At 60.5% G+C, this 12,544-nt stretch carries 8 protein-coding genes; 6 read left to right on the top strand and 2 right to left on the bottom strand.

What is annotated here, in order from left to right; all coding sequences use genetic code 11:
• Positions 1-141 precede the first annotated feature (141 nt).
• From GOQ25_RS15300 to GOQ25_RS15285, 4 genes are all read left to right on the top strand, one after another.
• Positions 142-1,749: a carboxyl transferase domain-containing protein gene (locus GOQ25_RS15300; RefSeq protein WP_160351343.1), complete on the top strand. Its 1,608-nt coding sequence runs from the start codon at positions 142-144 to the stop codon at positions 1,747-1,749.
• An 82-nt stretch (positions 1,750-1,831) separates the two neighbouring features.
• Positions 1,832-3,883, top strand: coding sequence for an acetyl/propionyl/methylcrotonyl-CoA carboxylase subunit alpha (locus GOQ25_RS15295; protein ID WP_160351373.1), 2,052 nt, complete (start codon positions 1,832-1,834; stop codon positions 3,881-3,883).
• A 146-nt stretch (positions 3,884-4,029) separates the two neighbouring features.
• Positions 4,030-4,617, top strand: coding sequence for an OmpW family protein (locus tag GOQ25_RS15290; protein ID WP_160351342.1), 588 nt, complete (start codon positions 4,030-4,032; stop codon positions 4,615-4,617).
• A 369-nt stretch (positions 4,618-4,986) separates the two neighbouring features.
• Entirely contained in the window at positions 4,987-6,684 is a 1,698-nt protein-coding gene (locus tag GOQ25_RS15285; protein WP_160351341.1) for an ankyrin repeat domain-containing protein, read from the top strand.
• A gap of 102 nt (positions 6,685-6,786) precedes the next feature.
• Here the strand turns inward: GOQ25_RS15285 and GOQ25_RS15280 are convergent, their stop codons facing one another.
• Positions 6,787-7,980: an acetylornithine transaminase gene (locus GOQ25_RS15280; RefSeq protein ID WP_160351340.1), complete on the bottom strand. Its 1,194-nt coding sequence runs from the start codon at positions 7,978-7,980 to the stop codon at positions 6,787-6,789.
• 101 nt (positions 7,981-8,081) lie between these two features.
• The gene (locus GOQ25_RS15275) at positions 8,082-9,269 is read right to left on the bottom strand and encodes a DSD1 family PLP-dependent enzyme (protein ID WP_160351339.1); all 1,188 of its coding nucleotides are present in this window, start codon (positions 9,267-9,269) and stop codon (positions 8,082-8,084) included.
• 160 nt (positions 9,270-9,429) lie between these two features.
• Between GOQ25_RS15275 and GOQ25_RS15270 the strand changes: the two genes are divergently transcribed.
• Together GOQ25_RS15270 and GOQ25_RS15265 are read left to right on the top strand one after the other, a co-directional pair.
• Positions 9,430-10,392: a TAXI family TRAP transporter solute-binding subunit gene (locus GOQ25_RS15270; protein WP_160351338.1), complete on the top strand. Its 963-nt coding sequence runs from the start codon at positions 9,430-9,432 to the stop codon at positions 10,390-10,392.
• A 74-nt stretch (positions 10,393-10,466) separates the two neighbouring features.
• Complete coding sequence (locus GOQ25_RS15265; RefSeq protein WP_160351337.1) at positions 10,467-12,494, top strand: TRAP transporter permease; 2,028 nt, start codon at positions 10,467-10,469, stop codon at positions 12,492-12,494.
• Positions 12,495-12,544 lie beyond the last annotated feature (50 nt).

The following is a 12,544-nucleotide window of genomic DNA, read 5'->3' as shown; positions in this document are numbered from 1 at the left end:
GGGCCGCTACCCACGCGGCCCGCATTGCTCGATCGCGTTATACGGTGTGGGTATCGGGCAGGCGAGATACCCGCGGTTGCCCCCATCCGCGGGGGCCGCGTCAGCGGCGCCCGACGGGCTTTGCAGGATGACGGACCCTTTATGCCCATAATCGAATCCCGCATCAATCCGCGCTCGCAAGACTATGCCGAAAACGCGCGCGCCATGCAGCGTCAGCTGGACGAGCTCGCGCAGCATCTGAAGCAAACAGCATTAGGCGGCAACGAGACCGCGCGGGCACGGCATGTGGCGCGTGGCAAGCTCTTGCCGCGCGAACGCGTCGAGCGCTTGATCGATCCCGGCAGCGCGTTCCTGGAACTGTCGCCAATGGCCGCGCACGACATGTATGACGGCGAGGCGCCGGCCGCGGGCATCATCACGGGGATTGGGCGCATTGCGGGAATCGAATGCGTGATCGTCTGCAATGACGCCACGGTCAAGGGCGGCACGTACTACCCGATGACCGTCAAAAAACATCTGCGCGCGCAGGAAATCGCGATGCAGAATCATCTGCCTTGCGTGTATCTCGTCGATTCGGGCGGCGCGAATCTGCCGCGCCAGGACGAGGTATTTCCGGACCGCGATCACTTTGGTCGCATCTTTTACAACCAGGCCGTGATGTCCTCGCAAGGCATCGCGCAAATCGCGGTGGTGATGGGTTCGTGTACCGCGGGTGGCGCATACGTGCCCGCCATGAGCGACGAATCCATTATCGTGCGCGATCAAGGCACGATTTTCCTTGGCGGCCCGCCGCTGGTGAAGGCCGCCACCGGCGAGGAAGTCAGCGCGGAAGATCTCGGCGGCGGCGATGTGCATACGCGGCTGTCCGGCGTGGCTGATCATCTGGCGGCGAACGACTTGCATGCGCTGCAGCTGGCCCGTCAATCCGTGGCGCGGCTCAATCGTCGTAAATCCATACCATTGGCACTGGCGCCCGTGTGCGAGCCGCGTTATGACCCCGCCGAGCTGAACGGCATCATTCCCGCCGATACCCGAAAACCGTATGACGTGCGGGAAGTCATCGCACGCATTGTCGATGGTTCAGATTTCGATGAGTTCAAAGCGCGCTATGGCACAACCCTGGTGACGGGTTTCGCGCATATCCATGGCATGCCGGTAGGTATCGTGGCGAACAACGGCATTTTGTTCTCCGAATCCGCGCAAAAGGGTGCGCACTTTATCGAGCTGTGCGCGCAACGCAAGATCCCGCTGGTGTTCCTGCAGAACATCACGGGCTTCATGGTGGGACGCAAGTACGAGAACGAAGGCATTGCGCGCCATGGCGCCAAGATGGTGACCGCGGTGGCCACGGCGAATGTGCCGAAGTTCACGGTGATCATTGGCGGCTCGTTTGGCGCGGGCAACTATGGCATGTGCGGGCGTGCGTATTCGCCCAGGCTGTTATTCATGTGGCCGAATGCGCGTATCTCTGTCATGGGCGGCGAACAGGCCGCGAGTGTGTTGGCCACCATCCGCCGCGATGGCATCCAGGCAAAAGGGGGCCAATGGTCCGCGCAGGAAGAGGACGCCTTCAAGCAGCCTATCCGTGACCAGTATGAACGCGAAGGTCACCCGTATTACGCCACCGCGCGCTTGTGGGACGATGGCATCATCGCGCCCGCCGACACGCGTCGCGTGCTGGCGCTGGGGTTATCCGCGGCGTTGAATGCGCCCATCGAGGACACACGCTTCGGTGTGTTCCGCATGTAGTTGCGTTTACGTATGCACCGCGTGATGACGTTGGCGCATGAATCGTTCGAAGCCTAGTCACTATCTCTGTGTGGAACCCGTCATGTTCGATACCTTGCTGATCGCAAACCGTGGTGAGATCGCTTGCCGTGTCGCGGCCACTGCGCGCCGTATGGGCCTGCGCACGGTCGCCGTGTATTCGGATGCCGACGCACATGCCGCGCATGTCGCGGCTTGCGATATCGCCGTGCATATCGGCGCGTCGGAGCCACGCGCAAGTTATCTGCGCGGGCAAGCGATCTTGCAAGCGGCACGCGAAACGGGCGCGCAAGCCATTCATCCAGGATATGGGTTTCTATCGGAGAACGAGGCCTTTGCGCAGGCGGTGACAGATGCGGGATTGGTATTCGTTGGCCCGCCTGCAGCGGCCATCGCCGCGATGGGCAGCAAGTCCGCGGCCAAGGCCTTGATGGAAAAAGCGGGCGTGCCGCTGGTGCCCGGCTATCACGGCGACAATCAAGATCCGGCATTCCTGAAATCGCAAGCCGACGCGATCGGATACCCCGTGCTGATCAAAGCCAGTGCGGGCGGTGGCGGCAAGGGGATGCGCATCGTCGAATCACCAGAGGTCTTTCTAGAAGCACTCGCCTCATGCCAGCGCGAAGCCGCCTCCAGCTTTGGCGATGACCGCGTGCTGATCGAACGCTATTTGCAAAAGCCACGCCATATCGAAATTCAGGTGTTCGCGGATCGTCACGGTCAATGCGTGTATCTGTTCGAACGTGATTGCTCCGTGCAACGCCGCCATCAAAAAGTCATCGAAGAAGCGCCTGCACCGGGCATGACCGAGGAGCGTCGCAAGGCGATGGGCCAGGCCGCGATCGCCGCCGCGCGCGCGGTCGGGTATGTGGGCGCCGGGACGGTCGAATTCATCGTTGAACCGGATGGGCGGTTTTACTTCATGGAGATGAATACCCGTCTGCAGGTCGAACACCCGGTTACGGAAATGATCACGGGGCATGACCTCGTTGAATGGCAACTGCGTGTGGCGGCCGGGCAGCCATTGCCTGCGAATCAGGATGCGCAGCGTATCGATGGTCACGCCATCGAGGTACGCGTCTACGCCGAGAACCCGGAAAAAGGCTTTCTTCCCTCTATCGGCACGCTGACCCATCTACGGCTGCCCGAGCCTGCGGCGTTTCGTTGCGCGAACGTACGCATTGACGCGGGCGTGCGCACCGGCGACACCATCACGCCGCATTACGATCCGATGATCGCCAAGCTGATCGTGCATGGCGCCGACCGCGAGCAGGCGAGGGCGCGCATGCTTCAGGCATTGGCACAGACACAAGTGGTGGGCGTGCATACCAATGTGGCGTTTCTGTCGCGCCTGATGCGCGACACCGCATTCGCTGCGGGGGATCTGGACACCTCGCTCATCGAGCGGCGACACGAAACGCTGTTGCCCGCATCGCAGCCACTCGATGTCACGACAGTCGCCCTGGCCACGGCTGCGGCGCTGAGCGACAAAGGCTGGTCCAACACCGGTACGGCCACACCGGCCGCGTCCGGCTGGACCGATCCATGGAGCCTGTGCGATGGATGGCGCGTGGCGGGCACTTATCGAGAAACCCTGCAATGGTCCAGCGAAGAATCGCTTTCCGAAGTCACGCTGACTCGCGAGAATGGCGCGTGGTCGTTGACCTTCGATGACGCGACGTATGGATTTTCCTGGGACGTATTGCCCACCTCGGCGGCGCAGAAGAATACCTATGATTTGCGTATCACCCTGAACGATCGCAAGGTGACGGGCGCCGTCGTGATTCAAGGCGCCGACGCACACGTATCAGCATTGGGTTACGCCCGTACCCTGACGCGAACCCATACGCAGGCCAAGACCGATCACGGCGGCCATATCGATACCGACGGACTGAAAGCACCCATGCCGGGTCGTATCGTCACCGTCAACGTCGAAGCGGGACAGCAAGTATCCAAAGGACAAGCCTTGCTCGTCATGGAAGCGATGAAGATGGAACACACCATCTGTGCACCGGCCGATGGCATCGTGCAAGAGGTGTTCTATGCCGTCGGCGATCAGGTCGCGGAAGGCTCACCGCTGATTGCGATGGATGCAGCCACCGTTTCGGCAGACTAAGAAAACATTGTCGCGATTAACCAACGCGGTGATCGTCAACACGTCGAAGTCGATCACACCTTGATACTTCGCAAATCGCCGTTTGGGCATGAGTGATCCAATCAGTATTGCGGGGGATGTCCCCGGGTTACACGCAATACTCAATCATGAAAAAGACTCTGCTCACGGTGGCCGCTCTCTGTCTAATGTCCTCGGGCGCGGCAATGGCTTATCAGCAAGACGGCGACTGGCAAGTGCGCGTCCGTGCCGTGAATGTGGATACGAAGTCTGCCGGTGCTAACGGTCTGAGCGTCAGCGACAAAACGATCCCCGAGTTGGATATCAGCTACTACTTTACGCCGAACATCGCGGCGGAACTGATACTGACGTATCCACAAAAGCACAATGTGCACTTGAAAGGCGTGGGCAAGATTGGCACGGTCAAAGAACTGCCGCCCACGTTGCTGCTTCAATATCACTTCACGAACTTCGACCGCTTCAAGCCGTACGTGGGCGCGGGGATCAACTACACGCACTTTTCCAGCGTGAAGCTCGATGTGCCCGGCGCCAACATCAAGCGCCATAGCTGGGGTCCCGCGCTGCAAGTCGGCTTTGACTACGCGCTGGATAAGAACTGGTCGTTGAACGTGGATGTGAAAAAGATCTGGATGGATACTAAAGAAACCGGCCTGGGCCTGGGCAAGGTCAAGATCGATCCCGTCCTGGTGGGCGTGGGCGTGGGTTATCGCTTCTAACGCGACCTATTGATTGCGAATCCCGATCGCCTCGCGCGATCACATTCATCATCAGCCGGTCGTACCGGCTGACTGCGTCGCAGTCAAATGCGTGCGCACTGATCCCTACGCTCGGCGGACTGTCTACGGTCCGTCGACATCTCATTTAGTCCGATATATGCGGCACATCGCGAAAGATGAGCCGCTGCAAGGGCAGTGGCGGCTATTGTAACGCACGCCTTCATTCAGCCGTTCCCCCATCCAGAGCTCGGTTACTGATTCATCCCCGAGCAGGGACACTCATTGCCCGGCTACCTCTCTCACCGCAGGGCCTCACGAACATAAGCTGATCGACGGGCAGATAGCCGGGGCGGTGTCGTATCGCCCGTTGTGTCATTTTTCCACCATCCACTTTCAGAGAAACACTTTATGGGACAAATACAAAGTCAAATATCCCGCGCCATGTCATCCCATCATTCCCTCGATGCCTCGATCCGGCTTCGCGCTACTGACGAGGAGGTTTTCGCGGCGGTCAGGGAAGGGGATGCCACACGCCTTTGCTACCTTCTCTACGAGTATGAGGTCGATCTGACCGCTGTTGACGAAGCCACGGGACACTCGGCCCTTCAGCTGGCCATTTCGCGAAAGGATTCCGAGATTGTGGCGTTGCTATTGGAGTGTGCAGTCGACGATCCACGGATTCTCGATGCCCAGGACCGTGAGGGGTACACCCCGTTGATGCGCGCGGCTGACAATGCCGATGTCGCAATGATGCTGACCTTATATGGAGCAGGAGCACGCCGTGTGGTGGATCTCTCCTGGGTAGTTGACTTCGACCATCCCGATGCGGCGGCGGAAATGGCCGCCCAGGCAGGCGTCGGAAGGAGTTTCACCCTCGCCAATGCTATTGTTAACGGTAGAGGCGACCTATTGGAATCGTTCAAGTATGCGGTTCGTTTCAGGCAGCACTCTGCCGTACCAGTGCTGTTTTCCGCCGGCGCGGATACCTATTCTGCCCTGAAGCACTTTGTCCTCGAAGAACGATGGGATCACGTCAACTACATGCTCTCAGAAAAGCTCACACGCGAACATGACGTGTTGCGGTTATTGGAAGAGGCGGTACGCTCGGGCAATGAGGAAGTCATAAGGAACTTAGTCTCCCAGGATCAACCTGAGGAAGCCAGAACGCTGGCCGTCCGCTTCGTCTGCACGGGCGATGTGGAAGGACTGCAAGCCTTATTTAAGAGCGGGCTTTCGCCTTATGACGTGCTGGGGGATATCGCTAATGTGCCGGACCGAACCGACGAGCAAAAGAGCGTAGCGATGAAAAGAATCTTAGACGCCATGCCCTCTGAATGGGAGCTGGAAGAAAAGAAGGTGGTCGAGATGTATAAGCGCCTGTCCAAGATGCACAAAACCGACGCAGTGAAGCTAACGATCGCCGCGGGCGTACCGGCAGACTTTGCGCTGCGCCACTTTAGCGACTTTACTGATTTTGGAATCTTGACCGACTTGATCGCTAACGGCAGTGAGCCGGCTGCCATAGATTTCCTGGCCAGGGAAGGCGACGATGATGAGCGTGGGTATCCAATTCTCGCGATTGTGATGCTGTATTGGGTGCTTAGACAAGAGAGTTCAACAAGGGACGAAAAAATCGCGCGATTGGAGTGGATGATCAGTCTCGCAAAAGACTTAGAAGGCGCTGCGGCAGTGATCCTAGACTCGGCTTGGCGAAGAGGAGATCAACACACCCAGAAGCTTCTCATTGACGCCTACGCTCCGTCCACCCAGATGCTGATGGCGCTTGCTAAAGCTGGCCAAAGGGAAATGGTGCGGGATTTGTTCTTTGATGCAAAACGATCCGACCTTGCCTGGACGACAAAACTTCATCTCGGCCCTGCGATGCAGCAGTTGATCAGAAATAGCGAAGATCACGCGCGACGAGGCGAACACAACGCCGCACGACGCGAGCAAATTGGCGCAAACAACTTGGCATGGGTATTGGCTGATGTATGCAACCCCTCGCTTGCGTCAAAGCCCCAAGGCCGCATAAAACCGCGACAGTCGCCCCTCGAAAATCTCTCTTAGCCCCTCAGACCGTCGGACTGAAGTCGATTGCTTGAGTTCTGCATGCTTTAAGACAACGGGGCCGCAAAAGCGGCCCCGCCTGCCCTAGCGTGCTAGCAACAATCAGCCTTTACGCACCGACGCGATCACACCATCGAGCAACGACAGCATTTGCGCGACTTCGTCTTCGGTAACGTTCAAGGCCGGCATGAAACGCAGCAGGTTCGCGCGGGGTGCGTTCAGCAGCATGCCTTGAGGATTCAGGTTGCGCGCGGCTTCGACAATCGCCGGGCCGTCATCGCCGTTCAGAATCAAGGCACGCAGCAGACCCATGCCGCGCTCGCCACCCATGCCCCACTTAGCCGACAGCGCCAACAAGCCTTCGGACAACTGCTTCGCGCGCGCGTTGACGGAATCCATAAAGCCCGGCGCCATCAACGTGTCGAACACGGACACGCCAACGGCAGCCATCAACGGGTTGCCGTTGTAGGTGCCGCCCTGATCGCCATGCGAGAACACCGACACTTCTTCACGCGCCAGCAATGCCGCCAGCGGCACGCCGCCGCCGATGCCCTTAGCCAACGTCATGATGTCGGGCACGACGTCGAATTGCTGATAGGCGAACAGGGAACCCGTGCGGCCCATGCCGGTCTGCACTTCGTCGACGATCAGCAGCATGCGATGCTCGTCGGCCAACTGACGCAGTCCTTGCATGAACTCGCGCGTTGCGGGGTAAACGCCGGCCTCGCCTTGCACGGGCTCGAGCATGATGGCCACGGTCTGGTCATCGATCAACGCACGCACCGAATCCAGATCGTTCAGCTCGGCCTTGGGGAAGCCCTCGACTTGCGGCGCGAACATCGTGTCCCAGCCCGGCTTGCCCGAGGCGGACATCGTGGCCAGCGTACGACCATGGAAGCCATGGTTCATCGTGATGATCTTGTAGGCGCCGTTGCGATGCACGCGGCCCCATTTACGCGCCAGCTTGATCGCGCCTTCGTTGGCCTCCGCGCCGCTGTTGGCGAAGAACACGCGGTCAAAGCACGATGCGCCGGTCAGACGCTGCGCCAGATCGATCGACGGCTGGTTATAGAACGCCGGCGAGGGATTCATCAGCTTGTCGGCCTGTTCCAGCAAGGCGCGCTTCATGGCTGGGTCGCAGTGACCCAGCGTGTTGACCGCCCAGCCTTGGATGAAATCCAGATATCGCTTGCCGGTATGGTCCTCCAGCCAAGAGCCCTGACCTCGCACGAACACGAGGTCCGGGCGGGAGGTGATCTCCATGAGGGCGTTGACGTTGAACTGGCTGAATTCCATGGCGGTTCCTACGGAATGAGAAACAAAAAGGTGAATAAAAGAATTTAGCACCGTATAGGTGAAGGGGGGCACCGGCGTTTTTACACCGGCGCACAGACGTATTATCGACTCAATCCGCGTGCGGCGATGTCCCAAACGTCTACGACCACACCTTGTCTGTAAACGATAAGCTTGTCGTGCAGGTTAAATGTGGGGTCCACGTGAGACGGAATCAGCCGCAGGGTGTCGCCCAGGCGCACCGGGCTCGCCCCCGCCGAGGCTGGCGCAGCGCTCGCGCCAGGGCCTGCGGCGACGGTATCCGGCTGCGCTTTCAAGACACCATGCTCGTCGTTGGCCCCGGTATAGACCCAGCCAGCCAGTTCCGCCACGCGCGGCAAGCCGGATTCGACCGTAGTCGATTTCAGCCCCGCATCCACGACGATGCGATCGGCGGTGGGCACGCTCATCACCGTAGTCAACAAGAACAAGCTGTTGCGAAAAGCCAACGCGTCCGACCACGCGTTCGCGCCATAGTCGCCGTCCATAAACGCGTACGAACCTGCTTGCAACTCGGTATAGACCCCCGAAGCCGCATCAAACTCGGCACTGCCGGTACCCGCGCCGGTAATGCGATCGCAGGGCATGCCGGCGTCGCGCAGCTCGCGTGCGTAGTTCGCCGCGGCCTCGGCGGCACGCGCGGCAATCGCGGCGCGCTCGGCATGACCGCGCACGTGCTGCACCGAACCGTGATAGGCCTGAAGCCCACCAAAACGCACGCCGGGCAACTGCTGAATCTGCCGCGCCAGCGCCACCACCATCGCGGCATCGGAGACACCACAGCGCCCTTGACCCACATCGACTTCGATCAGCACCTCGACCTCGGCCTGAGCCGCGACCATCGCCGCCGATATTGCGGCAAGGTTGTCAGGGTGATCCACACAGACGCTGATCCGCGCCGCACGCGCGAGCTGCGCCAAGAGCGCCACCTTGGCTGGCCCCACCACTTCATTACTGATATGGATGTCGTCTATGCCCGCTTGGATAAAAGGCAGCGCTTCGCTGACCTTCTGACAGCAGATCCCGCGCGCGCCCAGCGCAATCTGACGGCGCGAGACTTCGGGGCATTTATGCGCCTTGCCATGCGGGCGCAAGTTCACGCCATGACGATCCGCCCAGCGCTGCATCGTCTGCAGATTGGCCTCGAACGCATCCAGATCCAGCACCAGGCTGGGGGTATCGACTTGCGAAAGTTCATGCCCCGGCACAGCGGCCGGCGGCAGGGTCAGCGAAGTAGCGGGGAGGGCAGCCATGAATGCGCGATTCCTTTTCTTTCGAACTTATACGAGGCCCTGAACGGGGCGCCGTGCCAGGCATTTAGTGTATCCCCAGGGAAACCCTAGTCATGCGCGCCCCCGCCGCGTGACACAATCGCATCGGGAAGATCACACCCTCTGTATACGGAGAAGTTTTATGTCACTCAAAACCTGGATCAAGGCGCTGGCCGTCACGTTGGCCGTGGCCGGCAGCGTGGGCCAAGCCCAAGCGCAACAATTCTTCCGCATCGGCACTGGCGGCACGGCCGGCACCTACTACCCCGTGGGCGGCATGATCGCCAACGCGGTTTCGCAACCCGGCAAACTGATCGCCACGGCGGTTGCCTCCAACGGCTCGGTCGCCAACATCAACGGCATCCTGGGCGGCTCGCTCGAAGCCGGCTTTACGCAATCCGACGTCGCCTACTGGGCCTCCACCGGCACCGGCACGTTCGAGGGCAAGCCCAAGGCCGAAGACCTGCGCCTGATCGCCACGCTCTATCCCGAAAGCATTCACCTGGTCGCCCGCAAAGGTTCGGGCATCAAATCCGTGGCCGACCTGCGCGGCAAGCGCGTATCCATGGACGAGCCGGGCTCGGGCACGCTGGTTGACGTGCGCCTGATCCTGGGCGCATTCGGCATGACCGACAAGGACGTCAAGGCCGAATACCTCAAACCCAACCAAGCCGGCGACAAAATGCGCGATGGCGGCCTGGACGCGTTCTTCTTCGTGGGCGGCGCGCCCGCGGGTGCGATCGCCGAGTTGGCCTCCAGCGGCGAGGGCATCGAGCTGGTGCCGATCGTCGGTCCCGAGATCGACAAGCTGCGCAGCCAGCAGGAATTCTTCACGCCCGACACCATCGCCGCCGGGACCTATCAGGGCGTAGGCGAGGTCAACACCATCTCGGTCAACGCCCAGCTGGTCACCTCGGCCAAACAGCCCGAGGAAGTCGTCTACGAAGTCACCAAGGCGCTGTACAACGACGAAACCCGCAAGATGCTCGATAACGGCCACGCCAAGGGCAAGTTCATTACGCGTGAAAACGCCGTCAAGGGCGCCAGCATTCCGTTCCACCCGGGCGCAGAGAAGTTCTACAAAGAAGCCGGCTTGTTGAAATAAGCCCGCCATATTTGCCGCCCCACAGCGCGCCGGGCCCGCCCGGCGCGTTGCGTTTTACTCGATAGGATCCGGCGATGGAAATCGACCACGACAAAGCCCAGCAACTCGCGGAAAAATTCGACTCAGAAATCCGCTTTCGCCCCTTAGCGCCCATCGCAACCGCCATCGTTTCGTTCTTGCTCGTCACGTTGTCGGTCTTTCACTACTACACCGCGGGCTTTGGCCTGCTGCGCGAAGCCACCCATCGCGGCGTGCATCTGGCATTTGTTTTAAGCCTCATCTTTCTGGTGTTTGGCTTTAGCAAGGCCCACTACAAACGCGAGCCGCGCTCGACCTGGTATGCCCCCGGCGGCGTGCCGCTCTACGACTGGGCCATTGCCATCGTGCTGGCCTTCAGCGTTCTCTATATCCCGTACATTTTCGAAGACCTCGCCTTTCGCGTCGGCAATCCGATGCCGATGGACGTGGCCATGGGCACCATCCTGATCATTGGCCTGCTAGAGGGCACACGCCGCGCGATGGGCTGGCCATTGCCGGTCATCGCGCTGGTGTTCCTTGCCTATGCCTGGCTGGGCCCGATGTTCCCCGGCCTGTTTAAACACGCCGGCAACTCGTGGTCGCAGATCGTCAACCACATGTACCTGACCAGTCAGGGCGTCTACGGCGTTGCGGTGGGCGTGGTGGCCACCTACGTGTTTCACTTCGTCTTGTTCGGCGTGCTGGCCAGCCGTATCGGTCTGGGCCAGTTGTTCCTCGATGTCGCGTCCTTCGTCGCGGGCCGCTACGCAGGCGGTCCCGCGAAGGTCTCCGTCTTTGGCTCGGCCATGTTCGGCATGCTGTCCGGATCCTCGGTCGCCAACGCCGTGACCGTGGGCTCGCTGACGATCCCGGCCATGGTGCGTATCGGTTACCCCCGCCATTTCGCGGCAGGCGTGGAAGCAGCTTCCAGCACGGGCGGTCAAATCACGCCCCCCATCATGGGCGCGGCCGCGTTCCTGATGATCGAGTTCCTCGGCATCCCTTATCAACAAATTATTGTCGCGGGCATCGCGCCGGCCTTTTTGTATTTCTTCGGCATGTTCATGCAGGTGCACTTCGAGGCCAAACGCGAAGGCCTGCGCGGTCTGCGCGACGATGAAATGCCCAAGCTGCGCGAATCCTTCAAGCGCCGCTGGCCCACGCTACTGCCGCTCGTGGCCCTCATCTACGTGCTGGCCAGTGGCCGTACGCCGTATCTGGCGGCATTCGCCGGCATCACCGGCTGCATCATCGTCGGTCTGCTCAACCCATTTCAACGCCTGAAATGGCGCGACCTGTACGACTCATTCGAGACCGGTGCAAAGTATGCGCTGGCCGTTGGCGCCGCAGCCGGCACCGTGGGCCTGGTCATTGGCGTGGTCACCCTGACGGGCGTGGGCTTCAAGCTCTCGTTCATCGTGATCTCGGCCGCGCAGTTCATCGCGGGCGGCCTGGACTCCGTCATTCCCGACTTTGTCGCCAACATGACCACGCTGACGCTGCTCGCGGCACTGGTCATGACCGGTATCGTCTGCGTCCTGATGGGTTGCGGCGTACCCACCACCGCCAACTACCTCATCATGGTCGCCGTCGCGGCGCCCATCCTGGTGCAGCTCGGCGTACAACCCATTGCCGCCCACTTCTTCGTGTTCTATTTCGGCATCCTCGCCGACATCACACCCCCCGTGGCGCTTGCGGCTTACGCCGCAGCGGGCATGGCAGGTAGCGACCCGCTGCGCACCAGCGTGACCGCGTTCCGATTAGGCATCACCAAGCTGATCGTCCCATTCGTGTTCGTGTTCTCGCCATCGCTCTTGATTTCGGTCAAGGGCTTTACGTGGCCGGCGTTCTGGGAAACGTTGCTGGGTTGCGTCATTGGCCTGACGCTGCTGTCGGCTGCCTTCTCCCGCTATATGTTGGTGAAACTGAAAACGTGGGAACGTTGGCTGTGCGTCATTGGCGCCTTGTTGACCATCATCCCGGGCCTGACCAGCGGCCTGATCGGCCTGGCCGTCTGCATCCCAGTTTTCATCCGCCAGCTGGCACAACTAAAACTGGCAAAGGCCAACCCCCACCCCGCCTAAGCCCACATGCTGCCGGATGTAAAAGCATCCGGCAGCATGTGGGCTTAGGC

The organism is Bordetella sp. 15P40C-2 (genome assembly GCF_009763235.1).
GTDB lineage: Bacteria > Pseudomonadota > Gammaproteobacteria > Burkholderiales > Burkholderiaceae_B > Bordetella_A.
The sequence above is the reverse complement of the archived record's forward strand: the minus strand, read 5'-3'. Positions and strand labels throughout refer to the sequence as shown.

Coding starts and splice junctions, on each gene's coding strand:
- GOQ25_RS15300 (WP_160351343.1), top strand. CDS start 142: ATGCCCATAATCGAATCCCGCATCAATCCGCGCTCGCAAGACTATGCC.
- GOQ25_RS15295 (WP_160351373.1), top strand. CDS start 1,832: ATGTTCGATACCTTGCTGATCGCAAACCGTGGTGAGATCGCTTGCCGT.
- GOQ25_RS15290 (WP_160351342.1), top strand. CDS start 4,030: ATGAAAAAGACTCTGCTCACGGTGGCCGCTCTCTGTCTAATGTCCTCG.
- GOQ25_RS15280 (WP_160351340.1), bottom strand. CDS start 7,980: ATGGAATTCAGCCAGTTCAACGTCAACGCCCTCATGGAGATCACCTCC.
- GOQ25_RS15275 (WP_160351339.1), bottom strand. CDS start 9,269: ATGGCTGCCCTCCCCGCTACTTCGCTGACCCTGCCGCCGGCCGCTGTG.
- GOQ25_RS15270 (WP_160351338.1), top strand. CDS start 9,430: ATGTCACTCAAAACCTGGATCAAGGCGCTGGCCGTCACGTTGGCCGTG.
- GOQ25_RS15265 (WP_160351337.1), top strand. CDS start 10,467: ATGGAAATCGACCACGACAAAGCCCAGCAACTCGCGGAAAAATTCGAC.